This window comes from Rhodococcus aetherivorans, from assembly GCF_011058165.1.
GTDB classification, from domain to species: domain Bacteria; phylum Actinomycetota; class Actinomycetes; order Mycobacteriales; family Mycobacteriaceae; genus Rhodococcus; species Rhodococcus aetherivorans.
In genome coordinates, this window is sequence record NZ_JAALEG010000035.1 from 1 (window position 1) to 24606 (window position 24606).

Here is a 24606-nt window from a genome sequence, read left to right on the forward strand (position 1 = left end):
CTTGTGTAGGAACTTGAATCATCACCGAGACGGTCGTGCCCGCCCCAATCCACGCTCCCCGTCGAGTGCCATCTCGCACTGAAACCGCAGCTCAGCGGGCATCACTCACGACTTTGCCGAGGCCCTGTACTGGCCCCACTTCTGGTGAAAGACGTTGACGACCGGGTGTGCCCCCGTGGCGGCGGACCAGTAGATCGGACCGTTCTGAAGTGGCTGCGCTTGCCGTGCCCGTCCGGGTTGGTCAGCTCGTGGGTCGTCGGCAAGAGCAGGAAGCTGAACTGTGCACCGAGGGAGTTGTACTTATCGCGAATAGCGCCGCAGACCTGGAACTCCGACGGCCAGTAGATCTGGCATCCCGGAGCAACGAATGCTGTGATTCCGCTGCTCTCCTCCTGCTGGTTCTTCTGAAGACGGGCCTCGGCGATCTCGGCCCGGTCCGCCTGCTCCTTGGTCCAGCCTGCGGGGAGTTCCTCCCGATCGGAACGCATCTTGCCCGGAACCACCTTGTCGTTGGGATTCTCGGTCGGCTTGCCCGTGTACTGGATCTTCCCGGGCCGACCCTGCTCGGGTTCCAGTGGGGCCAAGGGCGGGGATGCGCTGGTCGTGGACTCGGATGTCGCAGTCGGGGCGGGCGAGCTGGTCTCAAGTTCGGCGGAAATGGCAGGCGCCGGCCCCGTTGCTTGCCGTGTTGTGGTCGCGGCGGAGGCTGTCTCATCGGCAGCCGATACCGGCCCCGTCGCCGTGGGCGGCGGGATCGCTGTCGTGGTCGTTGGCGGTTCTGGGGGCGTCGTCTCGTCTGCCACTTCAGCGGATGTTGGTGTGGGGGTTGGTGTCATGATGGGGCTGCAAGCGCGGTACTCACCCCGGATACCGCGATCGCCGCCACGACTGCGACGGTCCCCAGCGCGCGAGCGGTGCGCCTGGATCGATACCTGGAACGACAATCCGCGCCCCTTCCGCTGGACCAAGACCGCCGACGAGATCCTCAAGTCCCTCGCCGACTACCTCGCCAAAATCAACCCAACGACTACCACAACAAGGCAATAATTAAACGGCTGAATTTCTGACGCAGCACACTAGTAGGACTTTGTTAGGTTCACCACTTCTTATTGTGAGGACTCGAGATTCGGCGTGGCGTCCGGGACGATGACCAGGTGGATGCCGCTGCCCTGACCGATGTCGGTGAACGTCTCGATGCGTTCGTCGAGCAGGTGTTCTCATCCCTCAAGCGCAAGGATCAGCGGGCGACGGCGGGGGTGTATGCGCGGGGGTTGATGCTCGACGGTCGCCGCAAGTCGATGCAGCCGATGGCCGACCGGCTCGGGGTCGATCACCAACGCTTGCAGCAGTTCGTCACGACCTCACCGTGGGATCCGGTGCCGGTCCGGAAAACGCTGTCCCGTAAGGCGTGTGATCTGATCGGACCGGATGCGTGGGTCATCGACGACACCGGATTCGCCAAGGACGGCGACGCCTCGCCGTGTGTGGCCCGGCAGTATTCCGGCACCTTGGGCAAGGTCGGGAATTGTCAGGTCGCGGTCAGTGTGCACGCCGCCACCGACACCGCGTCCGCACCGTTGGATTGGCGGCTGTATCTGCCCGAGAGCTGGGACGATCGGTGCTGCGACGATCCGGCGACGGCCGCGGCGATCACCGCCCGACGGCAGCGGAACGCGATTCCCGACCAGGAGCGGTATCGCTCCAAGGCGGCACTCGCCCTCGAGATGCTCGACGAACTCGCCTCGTGGGGCCGGATCCCGCCGGTGGTCGTCGCCGACGCCGGTTACGGCGACTCGGCCACTTTCCGTCAGGGTCTGACCGACCGCGACCTGGTCTACGTCGTCGCGGTCAAAGGTGCCACCCTCGCGCACCCGGGCGAGGCGGTCCCGGCCGCCGCCGCGTATTCCGGCCGCGGCCGGCCGCCGACCCGACGTTACCCGGCGGCGGTGACCTGCAAGGAGCTCATCGTTGCTGCCGGAGCCGAGGCGCTGACCGAAGTGACCTGGCGTCGCGGAACCAAGACCGGCCCGGCCAATCCGAGAGCGGTGATGCGTTCGAGGTTCGTGGCGCTGCGGGTACGTCCGGCCAACCGCACCATCCCCCGGGACGAGGACGGTGTCCTGCCGCCGGCCTGGCTGCTCGCCGAATGGCCCCCCGGTGCGGCGCAGCCCACCGACTTCTGGCTGTCCACCCTGCCCGAGGACACACCCCTGCCGGAGTTGGTGCGTCTGGCCAAGATCCGCTGGCGCATCGAGCACGATTATCGGGAACTGAAAACCGGCCTCGGCCTCGACCATTTCGAGGGCCGCTCCTGGCTCGGCTGGCACCACCATGTCACCCTGGTCACCGCCGCGCATCTGTTCCTGACCACCCTGCGGCTGACCGACCCAAAAGCGTCCGGGCAGGACTGACCCTCTACGGCCTGGTGCGCGAACTCCAACGCACACTGGCATATTGGATCGGTACCTGCCCGACCTGCCACCACACCTTCCCGACCTAACAAAGTCCTACTAGTGTCCTGAGTCGTTAATTCACTGTCAGTTTGTTAGAGTACGGCATGGGTGATGGGCGTGGGCCGAAGCTGGCCGTGCTGGAATTGAGCCAGTCCGAGCGAGATACGTTGCAGGGCTGGGTACGACGCGGTAAGACCGCGCAGGCACTCGCAACGCGGGCGCGGATCGTGCTGGCCTGCGCGGAGGGCTTGTCCAACAGTGAGATCTCGCGACAGTTGCAGGTGTCGCTGCCCACTGTGGGCAAGTGGCGCAAGCGATTTGTCGAGCACCGGCTCGACGGCCTGACTGACGAGGACCGGCCGGGCGCGCCGCGCACGATCAGCGACGCCCAGGTCGAGAAGGTCATCACCACGACCCTCGAGGAGCTGCCGGCGAGCGGTGACAGTCACTGGTCGACCCGATCGATGGCGGCGGCGACCGGGATGTCCCAGACGGCGATCTCGCGGATCTGGCGGGCATTCGGCCTGCAGCCGCACCTGGTGGACACGTGGAAGCTCTCGACCGATCCGCTGTTCATCGACAAGGTCCGCGACGTGGTGGGGTTGTACCTCGATCCCCCCGACAAGGCGATGGTGCTGGCGGTGGACGAGAAATCGCAGATGCAGGCGCTCGATCGCACCGCCCCCATGCTGCCGATGATGCCGGGCACGCCCGAACGCCGCACCCACGACTACGTCCGCTACGGCACCACGAGCCTGTTCGCGGCCTTGGATATCGCCACCGGCAAGGTCATCGGCCAGCACCAGCGGCGCCACCGGCACCAGGAGTTCCTGCGCTTCCTCAAGACCATCGACGCCAACACCCCCGCCGAACTGGACCTGCACCTGATCTGCGACAACTACGCCACCCACAAGACCCCGGCGATCAAGAAATGGCTGGCCGGCCACCCGCGGTTCCACCTGCACTTCACCCCCACCTCGGGGAGCTGGCTCAACCTCGTCGAACGCTGGTTCGCCGAGCTGACCAACCGCAAACTCCGCCGCTCGTCCCACCACAGCGTCGAAGCCCTCGAAGAGGACGTCAATGCCTGGATCGCCGCGTGGAACGACGACCCGAAGCCCTTCGTGTGGACCAAGACCGCGGACGAGATCCTCGCCAGCCTCGCCCGCTACTGCACCCGAATCAATAAAACAATTAACGACTCAGGACACTAGCCGGGGTAGTTACTCGGTGCGGACGGGTCTCCGCAGAGACCGAATCGTGTGTAATCATCTAGCATTCGGCGTATTCGAAGGAGCGTCTCCCGAATCTCGTTGGTCACCAGTGGTCCGATATCGGACTCTTCCGCCAAGAACGAACGCCGCCATGTGCCCCACCATGTTCCAAGGCCACGACCGGGTTCCCGCACCGTGACCCGCCAGTCGGTATCCCAGCGTGATTGAAACGAATTCGAGAACCTGATGACGATCTCTGCCTCGGGGTAGGTAAGATAGAGTGTGCTTGCTGTTGAGGTGATCTCCTGCACCCCGGGGAGACTCGTTAGGTCGATGAGCGATCCAAGCGTCAGGGGTCTGCAGGGCGCGACCCGCGTCGTTTCGCATTGTTCCATGTTTGGTTCTCCCTGGAAGGCTTAGTGATTCAGGTATCAGTCGTCGGGCCACACAAGGACGCGTACGATCTTGGTGAGAAATCGCCAGGCTCTCAGCGACGAACACTACGGTCCCTGGATTCTCTCGCCATTGAGACCAGCGTCACACAGTCGCTGCGGTCTGACTACCTCCGATCGGAGGTCATGCCCAGCGGATGGTATGTGGATACCAGGTCCTGACATCTGGGCAGGATCGTGTTCAGTTGATCCACTCCGGTGGTGCCGTCGGGGAAATTCTGCACTAACCTGAAACTGGTCCGGGCTGATCTGGAGCGCTCCGGCGAGCGTGCACAGTGCCTTCTTGCAGTTCGGCCACGAGGGCGGCAAATGGGTAACAGTAATCGCCGCCCTGGACGAGATCGCGAAGATCATGCCGTTCCCGATCCTGGGCGTGGACAGTCCTGGGCAGTGAGTTCATCAATCATCAGGTTCGACCCTGGTGACCTCGCAGTTCGATCCGCCTGACTGGTACAAGTCCCTCCAAGACGCAGTCATCGCCGAATCGATCCTCAACCGGATCGTCGCCGGCGCCGAGATCATCGCCCTCGACGGGCCGAACATGCGCCGCCACCTCGCCGACACTCGATAGCCGGACGTAGCGGCCGGACGGGCATCACCGCTATCCGATACCCGTCCGACCGCTACCCGATCGTCAGAACTGCGCTTTCCGAAGCACGTCCCAAACAGTGGAGGCACCGGTGCGTTTGCGTTCGGTGCGGACCCAGTTGCGCAGAGTCTCGCGACTGACTCCCAGGTCGTTGCCGATGCCGTCGAAGGTGTGGCTCGGATCGGAAAGATACAACGCGACGGCATCGGCCCTGAACTCCGCCGAGTACGCCTTCTTGACCATTGGTGACATCTCTTCCTCTGGGTCCTTCACGACCCAGTGTTCACGATGTCCTCATTCAGGGGGGAGCCCCCGTGTCGGTGGCGTCGTCGCGGCTGACTTTGATGGCGCTCATTGAAAATGCCCAGTCCTGCTCACCGTAAGTGCTCACCCGTGTGGCTCCGCCGATGAGGGCGGGTCTCCTTCGATGCTGGTGGTCTCTGACCACGCACCAGCACCTCGAAGGAGACCCGCTTTCTCATGTTGACATGGGAGGACGATGTGGAAATACACGCACTGCACAAGCGAGGCTGGACGATCTCGGCGATCGCCCGGCACACCGGCCGCAACCGGCGCACCATCCGCAACTACATCAATGGCGTCACCACGCCGGGCGTGCGCAAACGGGCCGGTGAGGACCCGTTCGAGCCGTTCGTCGACTACGTGACGGCCCGGCTGCGCGAGGACCCGCACCTGTGGGCGCGGACCTTGTGCGACGAACTCGAAGACCTCGGCTACACCGCGTCGTATCAGACGCTGACCCGCCAGATCCGCACCCGCAACCTGCGCCCGGTCTGCCCATCCTGCGCGGGCGCCACGGAGCGCCCGAACGCGGTGATCGAGCACCCGCCGGGGGAGGAAACCCAGTGGGACTGGGTCGAGCTGCCGGACCCACCCGCGTCGTGGGGCTGGGGCAAGACCGCGTATCTGCTGGTCGGCTCGTTGGCGCATTCGGGACGCTGGCGCGGGGTGCTCGCCCCGGCGATGACCCAGCCGCATCTGATCGACGGCCTCGACCGCGTCTGTCGCAAGCTCGGCGGCCTGACCCGCACCTGGCGGTTCGATCGGATGGCCACGGTCGCTCACCCCGACAGCGGGAAGGTCACCGCCACGTTCGCCGGCGTCGCCAAGCACTACGGCGTGACGGTCGCGATCTGCCCACCGCGGTCCGGGAACCGCAAAGGGGTGGTCGAGAAGGCCAATCACACTGCCGCACAAAGGTGGTGGCGAAGTGTGGCGGACGAGATCACCGTCGAGCAGGCCCAGGCGAGCGTGGACAGGTTCTGCAGCCTGCGCGCCGATTCCCGGCTGCGGGCCACCGCCGACGGCAAGGCCTCGGTGCTGACCGTCGCCGCCCGCGAACCGTTGACGCCGGTGCCGGCGAGCCCGTATCCGGTGGTGCTGCGCGAACCGCGGACCGTCTCCCGGCAGGCATTGGTGCCCTACCGCGGCAACCGCTACTCGGTGCCCCCGGAGCTGGCGTCGGCGCAGGTCGCCGTCACCCGGGTCCTCGGCGGCGAGGTGATCGACATCGTCACCGCCTCGCAGATCACCGTCGCCCGGCACCGCCTCGCCCCGGACGGGGCCGGGGTCGTGGTCCGCGACCACGGCCACGTCCACGCCCTCGAACAGGCCGCGATGGCCGGCGCCGCCACCGGTGGCCGGCCGCACCGCCGCAAGGAACGCATCCCACCCGGACCCGACGCCCTCGCTGCGGCAGAAGCATTGCGCAACAACACAACCGACTCCGAATCGACGTCGATCACGGCGCGGTCGACGGTCACCGACCTGGCCGCCTACGAGCGCGCTGCCCGTGGAAGGAACACCCTCGCATGACCACCACGCCCGCCTCCGACACCCCCATCGCCACCACCCCGCAGGCCACGAGCCTCTACCAGCGCCTGCGCGGACACCTGGCGACGCTCAAGCTGCACGACGCCGCCGAAGCCCTGCCGTCGGTCCTCGACCGGGCGCAGAAACAGGGCCTGTCGATGACCGCCACCCTCGAACAGCTGCTCTCGATCGAGGTCGACGCCACCGAAGCCAGGCGCCTGTCCGGGCGGCTGCGGTTCGCGTGCCTGCCCACCCCGGCCTCACTCGAGGACTTCGACTACGACGCCGCGCCCGGCCTCGACCGGGCGCTGATCGCCGAGCTGGGCACCTGCCGGTTCCTCGAAACCGCGACGAACGTCCTGCTCATCGGCCCGCCCGGAGTCGGCAAGACACACCTGTCGGTCGGGCTCGCCCGGGCCGCCGCGCACGCCGGCTACCGCACCTACTTCACCACCGCCGCCGACCTCGCAGCCCGCTGCCACCGCGCCGCGATCGAGGGCCGATGGGCGACGACGATGCGGTTCTACGCCGGACCCACGCTGCTGGTGATCGACGAACTCGGCTACCTACCGCTGCCCGGCGAGGCCGCATCCGCGTTGTTTCAAGTTGTGGCGCAACGATATCTGAAAACCTCGATCGTCATCACCACCAACCGCGGCGTCGGCGAATGGGGCGAGGTCCTCGGCGACACCACCGTCGCCGCCGCGATGCTCGACCGGCTCCTGCACCGCTCCGTGGTCCTCAATCTCGACGGCGACTCCTACCGCCTGCGCGACCACCACGCCCGAGCCGAAAAGCTCCGACAGGCCACCACCGGCACCCGGCAACCGCTACAGTGAACCCTGCTCACGGGTGGGCACTTCCACCGAGCACAGTTGAGCACTTTCGATGAGCCTCATCAACTTGTCGTCGAGAACTTCTCTCCTGTTCAGAGGGGAGGCATTTTCGAGAGTGGGATGTGGGGTTTGTCGGCGATGAGGACTTCCGCGGTCAGGAACATCACCGCGATGGACGCGGCGTTTTCCAGCGCCAATCGGGTTACCTTGACCGGATCCATGATTCCGGCGGCGATCATGTCACCGTACTCACCGGTTGCGGCGTTCAAGCCGTGCCCGATCGGGAGGTGTCGGACCTTCTCGACGACGACCCCGCCTTCGAGGCCGGCGTTGATGGCGATCTGTCTCAACGGTGCGTCGAGAGCCACCCGCAGGATGTTGGCGCCGGTAGCCTCGTCGCCGGTGAGATCGAGTGTGTCGAAGGCGGTGGCGGATGCCTGCAACAAGGCAACCCCACCGCCGGCGACGATGCCTTCTTCCGCCGCGGCCCGCGCGTTGCGGACAGCGTCCTCGAGCCGATGTTTGCGTTCCTTGAGTTCGATCTCGGTTGCGGCGCCGATCCGGATTACCGCCGCCCCTCCGCTGAGCTTGGCCAGACGCTCCCGGAGTTTGTCTTTGTCATAGTCGTCGGTCGATTGCTCGATCGCGGTGGTGATCTCCCTGACCCGGCCGGCGACCGCGGTGGCGTCGCCTGCGCCGCCGACGATCGAGGTGTCGTGTTTGGTGATCAGCACCCGGCGCGCAGAGCCGAGCAGATCGAGGCTCGCCGCCTCGAGGGTGACCCCGATGGCCGCGGAGATGACTTGGCCGCCGGTCACGATGGCCATGTCGCGCAGCATCAGCTCACGCCGGTCGCCGAAGCCGGGGGACTTCACCGCCGCCGAGGTGAACGTGCCTTTCACGTTGTTGACGACCAGGGTCGCGAGAGCATCGTCGGTGACATCTTCGGCAACGATCACCAGCGGGCGACCCGTCTTCATCACCTTCTCCACGATGGGCGCCAGTTGGTTGACCGAGTTGATCACCGACGAGACCAGCAGGATGTAGGGGTTGTCGAGGACGACCTCGAGCCGTTCGAAATCGGTGACGAAGTACGGGCTGAGGTAGCCCTTGTCGAAGCGCAAACCCTCGACGAGGTCGAGTGTGAGGCCGAAGGTGTCCGATGCCTCGGCGGTGATGATGCCGTGCACGCCGACCTGGTCCAACGCCTCGGCCACAATGGCGCCGATGGCGGGGTCACCCGAGGAGATCGTCGCGGTCGCAGCGATCTGTTCTGTGGTTTCGATCGGTCTCGCCGCGTCGTTGATCGCCCGGATAACGTCGACCAAACCGGCGCCGATGCCGCGCCCTATCGCCAGGGGGTTGGCGCCGGCGGCGATGTTACGCAGGCCCTCGCGCACCATGGCCTGGGCGAGCACGGTGGCGGTGGTCGTGCCGTCACCGGCCACGTCGTCGGTCTGCTTCGCGACCTCTTTGACAAGTTCGGCGCCCATCTTTTCGTAGGGGTCGTCGAGTTCGATACTGCGGGCGACGGTGACGCCGTCGTTGGTCACGAGGGGTTTGGCGACGTCGCGGCCGAGCACCACATTGCGGCCCTTGGGGCCGAGGGTGACCTTGACGGCGTCAGCGAGTTTGTCCACTCCCCGTTCCAGGGCGCGCCGCGCGTCCTCGTCGAAGGCGATCATCTTGGCCACGTTGCCTGCACGCTCTTTCTGTCTCTGATGGAAGTCTTCCCCGCGGGGTCGACCTCGGGAACGGCCGCGTTACTTGTGCAACTGCGTCAAACTGCCTTCGGGCTTTGCGCGCGAGACCGAGACCTCCTTAGCGGAGGACACCGCGCCGGCCGACGGCAAATCAGCACCACAAACCGTGGCTGCGCTGGGTACGCGGAGAAGACGCGACGGCGCAGCCACGGGATCCGATCACCTCATGCGTGGATGATCACGCCGCGGATGTTCTTGCCGTCCCGCAAATCCTGATAGCCCTGGTTGACCTGGTCGAGGGTGTAGCGGGTGGTGATCAGGTCGTCGAGTTTGAGCTGTCCGGCGTCGTAGAGGCGCAGGAGACGCACGATGTCGTACTGCGGGTTGGACGAGCCGAACAACGTGCCCTTGATCGTCTTCTCGTTGAGGGTCAGATCGGTGCCCGAGACGTGCACGGTGAGCTTCGCCGGGTCCGCCAGTCCGGTGATCACCACGGTGCCGCCCTTGCCGATCACCGCGGTCGCCGCCGAGACCACGTCCTCGTCTACCGTGCCAACCAAGATCAGTGCCTGGTCGGCGCCCTGTCCCCAGGTGAGTTCGTTGACCTGCGCCGCGGCGCTTGCGGCGTCGGCAAAGGCATGGGTAGCACCGTACTTGAGTGCGGTGTCGCGTTTGAACGCCACCGGGTCGACCACCACGACATACTTCGCGCCCGCGCTCACCGCACCCTGGACGGCGTTGATGCCCAGACCACCGATGCCGTAGATGACGGTCGTGTCGCCGGCCCGCACACCGCCGGCGTAGACTGAGGTGCCCCAACCGGTCGGAACACCGCAGCCGACGAGCACCGCAGTCTCGAGCGGCAGCCAGTCGTCGATCTTGACTACCGAGTGCTGGGAGATGGTGGCGCGTTCGGAAAAGGTGCCGAGCATGCACATCGCCCCGAAATCCAGTCCGTTGCCGTGGAATCGGAAACTGCCGTCGGGCATGCACCCTTCGAGGATGGTGGCGCCCATGTCGCAGAGATTGGAGCGTCCAGTGGCACAGTACCGGCAGGTTCCGCAGTTCGGGATGAAGCTGCACACCACGTGGTCACCGGGTTTGACCTTGGTGACACCGGGGCCGACTTCCTCGATGATGCCCGACCCTTCGTGGCCACCGATGATCGGATAGCGCGGTGGTAGGTCACCGTCGGTCAGGTGCAGGTCCGAGTGGCACAACCCGGCGGCGGTGTACTTGATCAACACTTCGCCGACGCCGGGACCATCGAGGTCGAGCTCCATGATCTCGAAGGGTTTCCCGGGTTCCAGCAACACCGCTGCTTTGGTTTTCACTTAATACTCCTTGTCGGTACGAGTTCGTCAGAGCGCGATGTTGACGGACTTGATCTGCGTGTACAGGTCGATGGCGGAGCCACCGAGTTCACGTCCCCAGCCGGACTGCTTGTAGCCGCCGAAGGGCATCGCGGTGTCGAAGCCGTTGTACTGATTGACCCACACCGACCCGGCCTTGAGCTTCTTGGCCGTCCGGTGCGCCTTGGAGATGTCCTTGGTCCAGATGCCCGCGGCGAGTCCGTAGATGGAATCGTTGGCCGCGGCGAGGACACCGTTGTCCGCGTCGAACGGCAACGCGGCCACCACGGGGCCGAAGATTTCTTCGCGGACCACACTGAACTCTGGTTTGACGTCGACGAACACCGTCGGCTCGACGAAGTACCCGCTCTCGCCCCACCGTTTGCCGCCGGTCAGAGCCCGTGCCCCGTCGGCCAACCCGTCTCGCAGGTAACCGGTGACCTTGTCGAACTGTTCCTGCGAAATCAGCGGACCGAGTTGGGTGGCCGGATCCATCCCGGGACCGATCTTGACCTTGCTCGCAGCCTCGGCCACCGCCCCGGTGAAGTCGTCGAAGATCCGGTCCTCCACGTACAGCCGGGTGCCGGCGACGCAGCACTGCCCGTGGTTGAACAACCACGCGTTGAGCGAACCTTCGACGGCGAGGTCGAAGTCGGCGTCGGCGAACACCACATTGGCACTCTTGCCGCCGAGTTCGAGAGACACCTTCTTCAGGTTGCCCTTGGCCGCGTCGACGATCTTCTTGCCCACCTCCGTCGAACCGGTGAACGCGATCTTGTCCACATCCCCGTGCCCGGACAGCGCCGCTCCCGCGTCCCCGAATCCGGTGACGATATTGACCACACCCGGTGGGAACCCGGCTTCTTGGAACACTTCTCCGAGCAGCAGCGCGGTGAGCGGGGTCTGCTCGGCGGGCTTGAGGATGACGGTGTTACCCGCGGCCAGGGCCGGCGCCAGTTTCCAGGCGGCCATCAGCAACGGGAAGTTCCACGGCACGATGAGTCCGCACACCCCGACCGGCTCGCGCAGGGTGTAGGCGTGGAACTCTCCACCGGGGGAGAACGGCATGGAGACGTTGATGGTGGAGCCTTCGATCTTGGTGGCCCAGCCGGCGTAGTAGCGGAAAACATCCGCCGACCAGGCAACGTCGACTGCGGTGGCGATCCCCGCCGACTTGCCGTTGTCGAGTGCTTCGAGCTGGCCGAACTCCGCCGCGCGTTCGCTGAGGATGTCGCCTACCCGCCACAACAGGCGTTCGCGTTGGTTCGGCTTCATCGCCGGCCACGGACCGGTGTCGAACGCCGATCGGGCGGCGCGGACCGCCCGATCGATGTCCTCGGCCTGGCCATGGGCCACCTCGGTCAGGGTGGCCCCAGTGGCCGGGTCGGTGGTTGCGAAGGTTTTGCCCGAGGCGGCGTCCACCCACGCGCCATCGATCAGAAGCTTCTTGTTGCCATTCAGGAACCCCCGAACCGCGGGCAAGATCGGGTGTTCTGCTACAGCTGTCATCGCAAATCTCCTGGAGACAATTTTCGTGAATGAGACCTATTAGTGGGCGGCTTGTCGCTGGCTTTGTGCAAGCGGCTACCCCGTATGCCCCGCAGGTGGCGTAGCAGCCGGAGGCTTCGTACGGGGGCGGCACGCGTACGACGGTGACGATGCCGGTGGACCCCCGCAGCCCGGGGGGCGTATCGAGGATCCTTTTGCATCGTGAATCCGACTTCGGTGTGCAGTGTTGATGAATCGCACTTCACTCACGCTGGGAGCTGGGCGGTTTCGATGGCCGGATAGAACTTGTCGGCGTGGATGCGTGCCTCCGGCAGTCCCTTGGCTTCGAGGAGTCGGCCGACGGCGTCGCACATCTCCGGCGCGCCGCACAGATACGCGTCATAAAGTGAGGCGTCCCGGATGTCTCCGGCGAGGGCTCGGGTCACCCGCCCGACGCGCCCGTTCGGCGGCAACGTATCGGGCGAACCTTGCGACAGGCACGGAATGAATTGGAAATCGCGCAACCTTCGCGACAGCTCGGCGAGTTCGTCGAGATACACCAGATCACCGGCGGTGCGGGCTCCGTAATAGAACCGGATCGGGACGTCGATGTTCTGCTCGGCGGCGTCGGTCAGAATCGACAGGAGCGGCGCGATGCCGGAGCCGATCCCGACCGCGATCACCGGGCGACCGGTCTCCCGGAGGAACATCGTGCCGAACGGCGCCTCCAGATGCAGGAGCGATCCCGGCTCGATCCGATCGAGCACGGTGGTAAACACTCCGTTCTGCACGCGTTTGACGCAGAAGGTCAACTCGTGTCCCGAACTCGGCGGGCTCGCCAGCGAGTAGGAGCGGCGTTCCCCGGTGTCGAGGGTGAACTCCGCGTACTGACCGGCCCGAAAGCTCAGCGGATGGTCCAACGCGACCCGTAGTTCGACCAGGTTCGGCGTCAGCGTGCGCTGGTCGAGCACCCTCGCCCGCCGGGGCGATGGAGGTGTCATCGGCGGCAGCTTCTCCACACCGTCGTGCTGGTCAATCTCGATCACCAGATCGCTCTTGGCGTAGGCGCAGCAGAGCAGAATCGCCCCGTCCTCGCGTTCGTTGCGTGGGATCGCGTAGACCGACCCCGCCGAGTCGTCGACGTCGCCGTCGAGCAGCCAGTGCTTACACGAGGAGCAGTTCCCGTGCCGGCATCCATATTGCAGGTTGATGCCGTTGTGCAGGGCGGCGGTGAGAATGTCCTCGTCCTCGCCGACGGAGAATTCTTCCCCCGTCGGCTCCAGTGTTACGTGTGCCATCGACTGTCCGTTCAGATCTTTGCCGGTTCGAGTTGGGACATGTCGGAGGTGATGACGAAGGCGTCGTCTTCGACCTGTGCCCGCCCGTAGTAGCTGGTCATGCAGACCAGGAACCGCGACATCGTCAACGGCTTCCCAAGGTATTCCTCGACCTCCGCCAGGGGGATGCGAATCGATTCTTCGGCCTCCAGCAGGAAGAAGGTGTCCCGATCCTGTACCCGGATCTGCGGGCACTCCTCGGCGACGTAGTGGACGGTCGCCTGCGCCTCCTCGCTTTTCATCAGGACGAGTCCGATGGTTCTGCGTCCGGGCTCCGGGGTGCGGCTCATGACGTCACCGCCGCGGGAACCTGCAGACCGGCCTGCTCGAGGATGTCCGCGGTTGTACTGACGACGCGCTGTCGGGCGCGTTCGCCGACGCCGGACCCGGCCGGTGCAGCATCGAAGACCGGGAGGAATGCGTCGACGGCCGCCAATGCATCCGGATACCAGGAGTCGACCCAGCCCTGGATAAGTTCACGGTTGCGTGCTGCTGGTACGGGCCGACCGGAGCGGTCGGTATCGGCAGTGAGCAACTTGATCAGGGCCTGTGTCGCCGTGCGGTTGCGAAGCCGGTCCGCCTCCGCGGTCATCTCGATCACCGGGATGACCACGTCACCGTGCAGCGGGGCGAGATGCCGGAAGAACTCGCTGCCGAGCAGGGCGGTGAACAGGGGCTCGACCACCAGGTTCGTCATCAAGACCATTTCACCCCAGTCCCGCAGCGAGAGCAGCCGTTCGACCAGTCGGCGTGCGCCCTGACACACCGGATCGTTGAGCCAAGCCTCGGCGCCGGCACCCTCGGTGTAGCCGGGCGCGTGCTCGTGCAGATCCAGGCTGTAGAGCGCAATGTCCTGCTGGTGACGTAGCCGGTCCATCCCGCTGAAGGTGTAGGTCATCGACAGAGTGTCCGACAACGCCTCCCGGGTGACGAACGCGTGCGCCTTGAACATCCCCCACTGGAACGACGCGAACGCCTCGTAGTAGCGTGACACGAGGTCGAGCCACCCCGGTGCGATGTCGCTGAATGAACCGTTGGCCTTCGCGGAGGTGATCGCCCCCTGGATGGACCGTTCCTGCTGGGCTTGCAGTTTGATATAGGGGCGCTGCCAGAGGCTGGACGGGTCGCGGTACTCGAACCAGTTCGGATGCGTCAGTGCGGTGGTCCGGGCGTCCTGACAGCCCAATCCATCAGGCCGCAGAAGATACCAGCCGCCGGAGTCGAATTGGTCGAGGTCCGGTTGAGCGTGGCAGATTACCGCCTCGTACTCGGAGATTCGGCGTTTCTGCGGGCGGATATAGGTCAGCTCGCGTGCCGAGTAGAAACCCTCGCCCACCGTCTCGGGCACTACGCCGTCGGCGATCAGTTCGGTGCTCATCAGATGTCCGTAAACGCGTCGGCCGGCAACGCCTTGAGCGGGTCCTTGATGACGAATCCGGTGCGCCGGATGTCCTCGATGGTCCACAGCCAGCGTTCCTCGGTGTGCACGTGAGGCTGTCCCATCAGGGTCCGGCCATCAGACCGCAGCAGACCGGCGTCCTCGATGTAGCGGGCCAGCTCGACACCGTCATTGACCTCCCACCAGGTCATACCGCTGTGCCGCTCCGGGGCCTGCCGGAAGATGTGCTGGCAGGCTTCTGAGCAGAAGGCGTGCCGTTGGCCGGCCGCGTCGATCGACAACCGGATCTCGTTGATGTCGGGCCGCGGAAACACGCACGGCATCTGGCACGTCCGACAGATCGGCGGCATCTCGGGGAACAGCTCCAGCGCGAGGTGGCCCTTACGCGGGTCGCCCATCTCCCGGTACGCCGTCCAGAACCCGCCGAAATGCTCCTCCCAGCCGGGGTACTTCTCTTCGAGGAACGCGAAGTCCTCCTCGATCATGTAATCCGACCGCCAGGCATGTACCGGCCACAGCGCCGCGGACACCATTGCCGCGGAATGGCCGCCCCATTCCACATGCCGCTTCGCATCGTTGATCCAGCGCGGCACCTTCAGGCCGAACGGCTCCAGCCGCTCAATGTAACTACCGGCCCAGTCGTCCCAGATCCATTGGTCCCAGTACTCCTTGTAGGACTTGAGCCGCACCTTCGAAAAGTAGTCGTAGACCGCGCCCTGGAAATTGTCGAGGAAGGAGTGCTGACGCCAGAACGCCGTGTCGAAGTCCTCCTGGAGCATCGGTAAATTGTCCGGCTCACTCAGCACCGCAGCAAGCGACGAATAGCCGTTCGCCATGTGCCGCGCCTCGTCGGACTGGATCGACAGGAACACCGACGGGGTTGCCTGATCCCCGTTCGCGGCCGCCACCTCGGTCACCGCCACAAACAGCGGGTTGGTGTACGCGGTCTCCGCGACGACCTGCAAATTCAATGAATTGGTGATCGGGTCGTCGTTCATGAACGCTTCGAACACCGTCCGGCCCGGTCGACCGATCGGGTCGAAGGCGCGCATCTTGAAACCCGAGTTGAAGCCGGCCGGATCCGGAGCGTGCTTGGCGAAGTACCGCATCAAGTACGCCTCCTGATTGGTGTGGCGCACCTCGTCGATCATCTGCGCGAGATACCCCTGGCGCAGTTCCGGGTTCTCCACCGTGTCGACGAGCATGGCGGTGCATTTCATCGCGGCGTACTCACCGAAGTCGACCAACGCCAGCACCGGCTTCATGATCTCCATGAAGCGGGGCTCGGCCTGCGCAGAGTTGTTCATCCGGCTCAGCGCATCCTCGAGCGCACCGTACTGCCGGTCGTCCTTCTCTTCCTCCATCCCCACGTACTCGCGTACGAGGGTGCGGAAGGGGTCCTTGGTCTTCGGCGGGATCTTGTACTTGGTCGGATACAGTGCGTCGCGGTGGAAGTAGCTCGGCTCCCAGTCGAACGACTTGATCTTCTCGTGCTGAGTTGTGACCGATGTAGTCATCTACCCGCTCCCGTTTAGCGTCCGACGACGGTGACGACCACCATCGCGTTGAGATCACCATCACATTTCTACCCCGGGTTGACTACCTCCGATCGGAGGTAATCGACCCGGGTAGGGGTTTCGTGGCGAGCGCGAACATGCGGGGTTACCGTGGGAAATATGCCCCCTCACCGCCGAGTCCAGAGCGGCACACTCGCGCATCCCGCCGACATGGTGGCCCATCCAGGCGTGCCATGTGCCCATCCAGGAGTGGTGCGAGTGCTGGTGGTCGACGACCATCCGATCGTGCATCTGGGAGTGGAACGTCTGGTCGAGGGGGCGGCGGGCATGCGGATGTGCCCGGGGGCGCGCACGGCGACCGCCGGCGTTGCGGTTGCCGCCGCCGAACGACCCGACGTGGTGCTACTGGATCTGCATCTGCCCGACATGGTGCTGCCGGACGCCGCCGCAGCGCTCCGCGGGGCATGCCCAGGGGTGAAGCTCGTGCTGTTCACCGGGGACAGCAATCGCACGGTGGGCCAAATCGCGGGGCTGGTCGGGATGGATGCGGTGGTGCACAAGGACAACGCCTGCGGGGTGCTGATCACCGCGATCGGGGAGGTCGCCGCCGGACGACGATACTGTGACCCGGTGATCAGCCCCGGGGATCCGCTGGCACTGTCGCGGCGCGAGTATCAAGTGCTCGAGCGGCTGGCCATGGGTGAGAGCAACACCGAGATCGCACAGCAGTTGGGCCTGGCGCCGAACACGGTGAAGTCCTACGTTCAATCGTTATTAGCCCACCTCGACGCCCGCAACCGACTGGACGCGGTGGTCAAGGCGCAACAGGCCGGAATGCTCTAGCGGCGGGAACCCACACCCGCACCGTACCGCCGCCCTCGTCGTTGCCGGCGCAGGACAACCAGCCACCCACCCGTTCGACGCGCTCGGCCATTACCTGAAGACCCAAGCCACGCTCGTCCTCGAGTGTGATGTCGCCGGCCGTGCCGTCGTCGGCCACGGCCATCCCCACACCGTCCTGCGCCCGGTACAGGCTCACGACCACGGAGTGGGCGGCAGCGTGCTTCTCCACATTGAGCAGTGCCTCGCGGGCGGTGCGCCGCAACACATCGGTCCTGGCTACGTCCAGCAGCGGCAGGTCGCCCAGCACCACCAATTCCGCCGCCACACCGGCCCGCTCGGCGAAGTCGCGACAATCACCCTGCAGGGCGACCGCGAGTGCCTTGTCCTCGGGTGATTGGTGCAGCGACAAGGTCTGAGCCCGCAGCTCCGAGGTTGCCCGTTCGGTCAGGGCCAGAGCATCGGTCAACAGTTCCAGGGTGGGGCCGAGCTCCGACGATGCCTTGGCCGACGTCAACGCCACCCGCAAACTGAACAACGTCGCGCCCACGGAATCATGCAATGCGATCGCGAGTCGTTGACGTTCGCTGAACACGGCGACCTCGGCCATCTCGTGGGCACTGTCGGCCACCTCCATAGCCACCGCGGTCTGCCGCGCCAGACCCAACAGGTCAGTCCGGTCGCGGTCGGTCCACGGAACTGGGACTCTACGGGCGGCGTAGAGCAGCCCATAGAGTCGGTGCGCACGCACGATCGGGGCGGCCATCACCGCCCGCAAACCTTCCGCCCGAACTGGTTGGTCGAAGTCGTGCGTGATGGCCCGGCTCAGGCAGTAGTCCTCGACCGCCGCGGTCCGCCGCAGCACCGCCGCCTGCCCGCCAAGGCCTTCCTGCGGCCCAACGACCAGACCGTTGAGCTCCTCGGTGCGCCCGCCGACCACGGCCACCACCTTCATGGTGTCGTCCTCGGCGATCCGGTTCGCTCCGGCCGCCAGGTCCGCACCGAGCACACGGTGGACGATTTCCGCGCTGTGTCGCAGTGCCGCTGTTCGGTCGAGCAGCGGGAGCGCAGCGTTGAACTCGGAATCGATACCCAGGACAGTCATGTCGACAAGCCCCCTTTCAGGCGGCGGATGGCCGACGACTATCACAGTAGCGCCTTCGAGCCCGTCAGGCAGGACGCGAAGACACGCCAGCAGGATGCTGCGGTCCACGGGTCCTCTGCCCGCAGGCTACGAATTCGACCAACCGCTTCCCGATGTCTTCGGCCATCGGCGACCCGCCACGGTCTCCGACGAAGGAGCGGCGCCATTCCACACCAAGTTCTCGGGCCGGGGCTGGGTTCCCGCACACCTTGCGGGCCAGGTACCCGTGCAGGTTCCATGCGAGAGATGCCAAACATCCCTCGCATGACAGACGTCCTGATCGACACTGTTGGCGCGGCACCAAAAGTGCATTGGGTGGACTTACCTCCGATCGGAGGTAGCTGTTGCCGGCGGGGGTTCCCCACGCCTCGAGCTGCCACCTACTGTTGAACTGTGGACACGGTGGGGTGGCGCGAGGCGGCTCTGACGTTGTGTTCGACGTCGACCGGAGAGCTCCGGATAGTTCTTCGTGCGGGTCTCGAGACAAGAATGGGGAGGACTCCATGCACGTTCCGTTGACCACCAACGACTTCATCGATCGTGCTGAACTCGTTTACGGCGACCGTATCGGTGTGGTCGACGAGCCGGTACAGCCCGCGGCCGCCGTCGAAAACTTGACCTACCGTGACCTGGCGCGCAGAGGCCGAGCGCTCCAGGCCGGCCTCGATGAGCTGGGCGTACCCGAAGGTGCCCGAGTGGCGGTCGTCAGTCACAACTCCGCGCGCTTGCTCGAGCTGCTGCTGGCGGTGCCCTCGTCGGGACGGATCCTGGTCCCGGTCAACTTTCGGTTGCAGCCCGAAGAAGTCTCCTACATCATCGGCGACTGCAAGGCCGACGTCGTTTTGATCGACCCGGAACTCGACGAGGCCCTCGCCGACGTCGGCGCCCGCCACCGGTTCGTGCTCGGCGCCGACACCGACCAGGCATTACTGCGGTTCGACGCCGAACCCCACCGATGGCAACAACCCGACGAGGACGCCACCGCAACACTGAACTACACCAGCGGTACGACCGCAAAACCCAAGGGCGTGCGCCTCACGCACCGCAACATCTGGATCAACTCGGTCACATTCGGGATGCATATGCAGGTCAGCGACCGCGATGTGTTGATGCACGTGCTGCCGATGTTCCACTGCAACGGCTGGGGAATGCCCTACACCGCAACCGGGTTGGGCATCAAGCAGGTAGTTCTCCGCAAAGTCGACGGCGCAGAAATTCTGCGCAGAGTAGATGAACACGGGATCACTTTGATGTGCGGCGCTCCGACGGTGTGGAATATGGTGCTCGACGCCGCCCAGCAGTGGGACGGTGAGATCCCCGGTCGCGACCGGGTCCGCCTGGTCGTCGCGGGAGCGCCACCGCCCTCACGCACGATTGCCCGCATCGAAGAAGAACTGGGATGGCAGTTCAACCAGATCTACGGTCTCACCGAAACCTCGCCGCTGTTGACCGTGAACCGCTCGCGCGCCGAATACGACAACCTTCCGGCGATCGAGCGCGCCAAGATGCTGTCCAAGGCAGGTGCGCCGTCGTTGGGAACCCGGATCAGCACCGACGCGGACGGGGAAATACTGGTCGCCTCGAACACGGTGATGGACAGCTACTGGAACAACCCACAGGAAACCGCCACCGCGATGCGGGGCGGACAATTCCACACCGGTGACGGTGGATCCATCGACGGGGACGGGTATCTGACGATCTCCGACCGCAAAAAGGACGTCATCATCACTGGTGGGGAAAATGTCAGCTCCATCGAGGTCGAAGATGTCCTGTTCACTCACCCCGCGGTAGCCGAGGTGGCCGTCATCGCCGTTCCCGATGACAAGTGGGGTGAAATGGTCACCGCGTTGGTGGTGCGTCGAGACGGCGAGAGAGTGACCGAGACCGAATTGATCGACCACGCACGTCACAGTCTCGCCGGATACAAAATCCCCAAACAAGTGCTGTTCACCGACAGCATCCCCCGCACCGCGACCGGAAAGGTTCAGAAATTCAGGCTCCGCGCACAATTCTGGACTGGTGACCGCCAAGTGAACTAACCGCGACAGCACAGCTGTCAGACCAGGTGTCAATCGCGGGCAGGCTACCGCCTGGTAAAACAGCACCACGTTAGGGGGTCCCGGTAGTAATGGCGCAAAAAACAACGAAGTTCGCGTAGTGCCTGGTCAGCGGCGATTTCTCGGTTCGGGCTGCGGGCCGGGGTGGTTGGTGCTTGGCTTGTCTGCCGATGAGGTTGGTCGGCGTGTTGGAGGCTGGGGTTCGTGGCGACGCGGGTATTCGCGGACGAGGAGTTGCAGCGCCTGCGGGAGTTCCCGGAGATCAGTCGTGAGGAGTTGTTCCGGTACTTCACGCTGACCCCGGCGGATCTGGCGTTTGTTGCTCCGCAGGGCAGGGGCCCTGCGGTCCGTCTGGGCCTGGCGGTGGCGTTGTGCACCTTGCCGTGGCTGGGGTTCGTGCCGGACAAGGTGCCGTCGGCGCCGCCGGTGGCGGTGGCCCGGCTGGCGGATCAGCTGAATATCGATGCAGCGCAGCTTCGTTCGTATGGCAAGCGGGCGCAGACGCGGACCGAGCATGTGCGGCTGGTGGCCCAGTATCTGGGGTGGCGGCCTGCCGGGGCGATGGAGTTGAAGGAGCTGGATGAGTTTCTGCTGGCGCGGGCGATGGAGCACGATTCGCCGACGCTGTTGTTCCGGCTGGCGTGTGAGTACCTGATCTCGGCGCGGGTGATCCGGCCGGGCCCGGAAACGGTGGTCCGCCGGGTCGCGCACGCTCGCACGCGGGCGCAGCGGGAGACCTACGACCGGTTGGCGCGCGAGTTCACGCCGCAGCGGTGTAAGGAACTGGATGCGTTGCTGGTCGTCGACCCGTCGATCGAGATGTCGCGGTTGCGGTGGTTGTCGACCGGCCCGGTGGAGGCGTCGGCGACCGCGGTGAAGGCCGAGGTCGAGAAGCTGGTGTTCCTGCGCAACCTGGGCGCGGATGAGCTGGACATGTCGGTGCTGCCGGCGGAGCGGCGGCGGTTCCTGGCGACGGTGGGCCGCCGCTTGACGGGCCAAGCCCTCGAACGCCGGGATCCGCAACGCCGCTACCCGATTCTGCTCACCGTGTTGGCGCAGTCGGCCACCGATGTGCTCGACGAGGTGGTGCAGCTGTTCGATCAGGCGATCTCGGCCAGGTTGAGCAAGGCCGAACGCCGGATGCGCGACGAGCTGGCCGAGCGCGGTAAGGCCGGAGAGGATCGGCAGGGGTTGCTCGACGACCTGCTGGCGATCGTCTGTGACCTGCAGATCCCCGACGAGGAGATCGGCGGCCTGATCCGGGGCGATCGGATCGGATGGGAGCGGTTGCGGGCCGCGGTCGCGCAGGCCAAGCCTCGGCTGCCGCGCGATCACGGGCACCTGGCCGCTCTGGACAGCTCGTACTCCTACCTGCGGCAGTTCACCCCGCAGGTGCTGTCGACAGTCCGGTTCGCCGGCGGCACCGCCGCGACCGAGCTGCTGATCGGGGTGCACATGCTGCGGGAGCTGAACGCGACCGGTACCCGCAAGGTGCCCGACGACGCGCCGACCGGGTTCGTGCCGACGAAGTGGCGCGGCTACCTCGACGAGGCCCGCAAAGCCGGTAACACCACCGCCTATCGGCACTACTGGGAGCTGTGCGTGCTGCTGGGGCTGCGTGACGGGTTGCGCAGCGGGGATGTGTTCGTGCCGGGGTCGCGCCGCTACGCCGACCCGGCCGCGTACCTGCTGACCCCGCAGGCGTGGGAGCCGCAGCGTGACGAGTTCTGCCGCCTGGTCGGCAAGTCCGCTGATCCCGCTCGCGCGCTGGCGACCGCCACCGACGAGCTCGACGCCGCTATGGGCGAGTTGGAGAAGGTGCTCGCCGGCGGCGACGGGCCGGTCCGTCTCGATGAGGCCGGTGACCTGGTGATCTCACCGCTGTCGGCGGAGGATGTGCCCGCGGAGGCGACGGCGCTCAAGGCCGAGCTGACGGAGATGCTGCCGTTCGCGCCGATCGTGTCGCTGCTGATCGAGCTGGACAAACGCACCGGCTACCTGGACTGCTTCACCCACGCCGGCGGCAAACAGGCCCGCAGCCCGGAGCTGAAACGCAACCTCATCGCCGTCCTGCTGGCCTACTCCACCAACCTCGGGCTGACCCGAATGGCCGAGGCGTCGGGCCTCTCCTACGACATCCTGGCCTGGACCAGCGAATGGTATGTGCGGGAGGAGACGCTGCGGGCGGCGAACCTGACGATCATCGACTACCACCAAAGGCTGCCGCTGACCCCGGTCTTCGGCGCCGGCACCCTGTCGTCGAGTGATGGGCAACGGTTCCCGACCCGCGGCAAATCGGTCACCGCCAGAGCGTTGAGCCGCTATTTCGCGAACGAAGGACTGAGCACGTATACCCATGTCACCGATCAGCACGCCACCTACGGCACCAAGGTCATCGTCGCGACGAGACGCGAAGCTCACTACGTGCTGGACGAAATCCTCGGCAATGCAACGGATCTGCCGATCACCGAGCATGCGACCGACACGCACGGCGTCACCCTCGTGAACTTCGGGCTGTTCGACCTGCTCGGATTGCAGCTCTCGCCCCGCATCCGGGACCTGGGCCGGATCACCCTGTATCGGGCGGCGCCTCGGGCCCAGGTGGAGTCCGCGTTCCCGCACGCCGGGCCGCTGCTGACCCGCAAGCTGAATCTGGATCTCATCGCCGAGCACTACGACGACCTGCTCCGGCTGAGCGGGTCGCTGAAGTTCGGGCACGCCACCGCGTCGCTGCTGGTCGGCAAGCTCTCCGCGTCGGGCCGGCAGAACGCCCTCGCGGCGGCGCTCAAGGAATACGGGGCGCTGCGGCGCACGATCTACGCCGCCCGGTACCTGTCCGACCCGGGCTATCGGCGCAAGATCTCCCGACAGCTCAACAAGGGCGAATCCCTGCACGCGCTCCGCCGCGACCTGCTCTACGCGCACGAAGGCGCCGTGCGCGCGAGGCACCTGGAGGGACAGACCGAACAGGCATGGTGCCTCACGTTGGCGACCAACGCCGTCATCGCCTGGACCACAGAGTATTACGGGCTGGCGACCGAACAGATGCGGCGGGCCGGGCGGCGCATCGACGACGAGGTGCTGACGCACATCTCCCCGGCCCACAGCGAGAACATCAACTTCTTCGGCGCCATCGAGGTCGACATCGACGCCGAACTCGCCCAGCTCGGCCCCACCGGGTACCGGCCGCTGCGCGTGCGGGACACCCTGTTCTGACCCGCAGCGCCGGCCCGGATCGGCGGCGGCGCGATCTAGCAGCAGGCGCTGGTTCCGGTGGTCGTGGTCGGGTCGGTGATCGCGTCGGCGAGGGGGCGGGCGAGCTGGTGGTAGGCGTCGGTGACCGGCAGCACCGTCATGCCTGGGAATTTCGCCTGCCAGTGGTGGGCGGCGTCGGAGGTGGCGAGGAACATCTGCGGGTTGCAGCAGGTGGCGCGGAGGTGACCGGGCTGGATCCGGTCGGGGTCGACGAAGGCCACCATCGCGGTGGCCGGTTCCAGGTCGCTGACCCCGGTGACGGGGTCGATGGTCAGGCGCACGGTGGTGCCCGTGATCGGGCAGTCGGATTCGATGCAGGCGGGTGCGCCGATGACGGCGGGGAAGATGAGGGTGTCGGGGGCACACCAGGTGTAGAGCTGGTGGCCACCGACGCTGAACCGGTGCGGGGTCGGGTTGAGGGTCAGGCCCCAGCCGACGATCCGGCCGGCCTCGTCGTATTCGACGTCGGCGCCGATCGGCGTCTGCGCGGGGTCGAGGTCGGGCACTCCCGCGGCGGCGGCGAGTTCGGTGACGGTGACCGGGGTGCCGTGGGCGAGCAGCCGCAGCGCGGCGCGCATCAGCGCCCGGTCCCGGCCGGCGGGCAGGATCTTGGCGAAAACGTCGGCAGTGAGGTTGTCGGTACTCATGGGATCGGACTCCTCGAGGGCGATCGGACAGTGACGGTGCCGACGGTAGGGTCTGTCCCCGGGGTGAGGGTCAAGCCCGTAGCTCGCATCCGCACGGGTCACCGGCCCAGCACAGGTCGTCGGTGGCCAGATGCGCACGGTGTGCGGTTTCGAAGGCGTCGATGCGGTCGAGGATCTGCTCGGCATCGGGCGCAGCCGCTGCCGCGACCGCTGCAGCAGCTCGGCGAGATGGGCGCCGACCGAACGGCCGTGGTCGTCACGGTCGGTGGAGGTGAGCTGGCAGATCTCGGCGATGGTGAGCCCGAGGCCGCGCAGCTCGCCGATGAACCGCACGCACCACTCCGCGTCGTCGGTGTAGAGGCGGTAGCCGGCCGGGCTGCGGCCCAGGGTGTAGATCAGGCCGAGGTCGGTGTACTCGCGCAGCGCCTTCACCGGCACCCCGGTGCGGGCCGAGAGGTCCCCGATCGTCATGTGTCCGTTCATCACTGCC

17 protein-coding genes and 2 pseudogenes are annotated in these 24606 nt (G+C 65.8%); 8 read left to right on the forward strand and 11 right to left on the reverse strand.

All coding sequences use genetic code 11. The features are described from left to right. Positions 1–101: 101 nt before the first annotated feature. The gene (locus G6039_RS31425; RefSeq protein ID WP_420902766.1) at positions 102–584 is read right to left on the reverse strand and encodes an LGFP repeat-containing protein; all 483 of its coding nucleotides are present in this window, start codon (positions 582–584) and stop codon (positions 102–104) included. Between the two features lie 570 nt (positions 585–1154). Here G6039_RS31425 and G6039_RS15280 point away from each other — a divergent pair. The 3 genes and pseudogenes from G6039_RS15280 to G6039_RS15290 form a co-directional block, all read left to right on the forward strand. Further along, positions 1155–2411, forward strand: coding sequence for an IS701 family transposase (locus G6039_RS15280; protein ID WP_006937335.1), 1257 nt, complete (start codon positions 1155–1157; stop codon positions 2409–2411). A 146-nt stretch (positions 2412–2557) separates the two neighbouring features. Next, positions 2558–3667 (forward strand): IS630 family transposase, encoded by a 1110-nt coding sequence (locus G6039_RS15285; RefSeq protein WP_037202616.1) that lies wholly within the window; start codon positions 2558–2560, stop codon positions 3665–3667. An 852-nt stretch (positions 3668–4519) separates the two neighbouring features. Continuing rightward, positions 4520–4690 (forward strand): annotated as a pseudogene (locus G6039_RS15290) (ATP-binding protein); the annotation flags it as partial. A gap of 96 nt (positions 4691–4786) precedes the next feature. Here the strand turns inward: G6039_RS15290 and G6039_RS15295 are convergent. Then, a pseudogene (locus G6039_RS15295) lies at positions 4787–4951 on the reverse strand (transposase); the annotation flags it as partial. Positions 4952–5188: 237 nt separating this feature from the next. Here G6039_RS15295 and G6039_RS15300 point away from each other — a divergent pair. Together G6039_RS15300 and istB are read left to right on the forward strand one after the other, a co-directional pair. Further along, positions 5189–6544: a Mu transposase domain-containing protein gene (locus tag G6039_RS15300; protein ID WP_029547324.1), complete on the forward strand. Its 1356-nt coding sequence runs from the start codon at positions 5189–5191 to the stop codon at positions 6542–6544. After that, positions 6541–7380, forward strand: coding sequence for an IS21-like element helper ATPase IstB (istB, locus tag G6039_RS15305; RefSeq protein WP_029547323.1), 840 nt, complete (start codon positions 6541–6543; stop codon positions 7378–7380). Before G6039_RS15300 ends, istB begins: the two co-directional genes overlap by 4 nt. 89 nt (positions 7381–7469) lie before the next feature. On the opposite strand, the gene groL is transcribed toward istB, so the two are convergent. From groL to G6039_RS15340, 7 genes are all read right to left on the reverse strand, one after another. Then, on the reverse strand, positions 7470–9071 hold the full coding sequence (gene groL / locus G6039_RS15310) for a chaperonin GroEL (RefSeq protein ID WP_029547322.1): 1602 nt from the start codon (positions 9069–9071) through the stop codon (positions 7470–7472). Between the two features lie 233 nt (positions 9072–9304). After that, entirely contained in the window at positions 9305–10414 is a 1110-nt protein-coding gene (locus tag G6039_RS15315) for an NDMA-dependent alcohol dehydrogenase (RefSeq protein WP_006947311.1), read from the reverse strand. A gap of 27 nt (positions 10415–10441) precedes the next feature. Further along, positions 10442–11941, reverse strand: coding sequence for an aldehyde dehydrogenase family protein (locus G6039_RS15320; RefSeq protein ID WP_006947308.1), 1500 nt, complete (start codon positions 11939–11941; stop codon positions 10442–10444). Between the two features lie 245 nt (positions 11942–12186). Next, the gene (locus G6039_RS15325) at positions 12187–13218 is read right to left on the reverse strand and encodes a 2Fe-2S iron-sulfur cluster-binding protein (RefSeq protein WP_006947306.1); all 1032 of its coding nucleotides are present in this window, start codon (positions 13216–13218) and stop codon (positions 12187–12189) included. An 11-nt stretch (positions 13219–13229) separates the two neighbouring features. Continuing rightward, positions 13230–13547 carry an MmoB/DmpM family protein gene (locus G6039_RS15330; RefSeq protein ID WP_006947304.1) on the reverse strand — a complete coding sequence of 106 codons (318 nt, stop codon included), beginning with the start codon at positions 13545–13547 and terminating at the stop codon, positions 13230–13232. After that, entirely contained in the window at positions 13544–14722 is a 1179-nt protein-coding gene (locus G6039_RS15335; protein WP_230831824.1) for an aromatic/alkene monooxygenase hydroxylase subunit beta, read from the reverse strand. The genes G6039_RS15330 and G6039_RS15335 overlap by 4 nt, the downstream gene beginning before the upstream one ends. Next, positions 14635–16173: an aromatic/alkene/methane monooxygenase hydroxylase/oxygenase subunit alpha gene (locus G6039_RS15340; RefSeq protein ID WP_006947300.1), complete on the reverse strand. Its 1539-nt coding sequence runs from the start codon at positions 16171–16173 to the stop codon at positions 14635–14637. The genes G6039_RS15335 and G6039_RS15340 overlap by 88 nt, the downstream gene beginning before the upstream one ends. A 210-nt stretch (positions 16174–16383) precedes the next feature. Between G6039_RS15340 and G6039_RS15345 the strand changes: the two genes are divergently transcribed. Next, complete coding sequence (locus G6039_RS15345; RefSeq protein ID WP_044476585.1) at positions 16384–17016, forward strand: response regulator transcription factor; 633 nt, start codon at positions 16384–16386, stop codon at positions 17014–17016. On the opposite strand, the gene G6039_RS15350 is transcribed toward G6039_RS15345, so the two are convergent. Continuing rightward, positions 16988–18118 carry a GAF domain-containing sensor histidine kinase gene (locus G6039_RS15350; RefSeq protein WP_006947296.1) on the reverse strand — a complete coding sequence of 377 codons (1131 nt, stop codon included), beginning with the start codon at positions 18116–18118 and terminating at the stop codon, positions 16988–16990. The genes G6039_RS15345 and G6039_RS15350 overlap by 29 nt on opposite strands. A gap of 542 nt (positions 18119–18660) precedes the next feature. Here G6039_RS15350 and G6039_RS15355 point away from each other — a divergent pair. After that, positions 18661–20196: an AMP-binding protein gene (locus G6039_RS15355; protein WP_006947295.1), complete on the forward strand. Its 1536-nt coding sequence runs from the start codon at positions 18661–18663 to the stop codon at positions 20194–20196. A gap of 222 nt (positions 20197–20418) precedes the next feature. Further along, positions 20419–23430 carry a Tn3 family transposase gene (locus G6039_RS15360; RefSeq protein WP_005203168.1) on the forward strand — a complete coding sequence of 1004 codons (3012 nt, stop codon included), beginning with the start codon at positions 20419–20421 and terminating at the stop codon, positions 23428–23430. A gap of 35 nt (positions 23431–23465) precedes the next feature. On the opposite strand, the gene merB is transcribed toward G6039_RS15360, so the two are convergent. Beyond that, positions 23466–24599: an organomercurial lyase MerB gene (gene merB, locus G6039_RS30630; protein WP_235194087.1), complete on the reverse strand. Its 1134-nt coding sequence runs from the start codon at positions 24597–24599 to the stop codon at positions 23466–23468. Positions 24600–24606 lie beyond the last annotated feature (7 nt).

Coding starts and splice junctions, on each gene's coding strand:
- G6039_RS15285 (WP_037202616.1), top strand. CDS start 2,558: ATGGGTGATGGGCGTGGGCCGAAGCTGGCCGTGCTGGAATTGAGCCAG.
- G6039_RS15300 (WP_029547324.1), top strand. CDS start 5,189: ATGTTGACATGGGAGGACGATGTGGAAATACACGCACTGCACAAGCGA.
- istB (WP_029547323.1), top strand. CDS start 6,541: ATGACCACCACGCCCGCCTCCGACACCCCCATCGCCACCACCCCGCAG.
- G6039_RS15320 (WP_006947308.1), bottom strand. CDS start 11,941: ATGACAGCTGTAGCAGAACACCCGATCTTGCCCGCGGTTCGGGGGTTC.
- G6039_RS15325 (WP_006947306.1), bottom strand. CDS start 13,218: ATGGCACACGTAACACTGGAGCCGACGGGGGAAGAATTCTCCGTCGGC.
- G6039_RS15330 (WP_006947304.1), bottom strand. CDS start 13,547: ATGAGCCGCACCCCGGAGCCCGGACGCAGAACCATCGGACTCGTCCTG.
- G6039_RS15340 (WP_006947300.1), bottom strand. CDS start 16,173: ATGACTACATCGGTCACAACTCAGCACGAGAAGATCAAGTCGTTCGAC.
- G6039_RS15345 (WP_044476585.1), top strand. CDS start 16,384: ATGGTGGCCCATCCAGGCGTGCCATGTGCCCATCCAGGAGTGGTGCGA.
- G6039_RS15350 (WP_006947296.1), bottom strand. CDS start 18,118: ATGACTGTCCTGGGTATCGATTCCGAGTTCAACGCTGCGCTCCCGCTG.
- G6039_RS15355 (WP_006947295.1), top strand. CDS start 18,661: ATGCACGTTCCGTTGACCACCAACGACTTCATCGATCGTGCTGAACTC.
- merB (WP_235194087.1), bottom strand. CDS start 24,599: ATGAACGGACACATGACGATCGGGGACCTCTCGGCCCGCACCGGGGTG.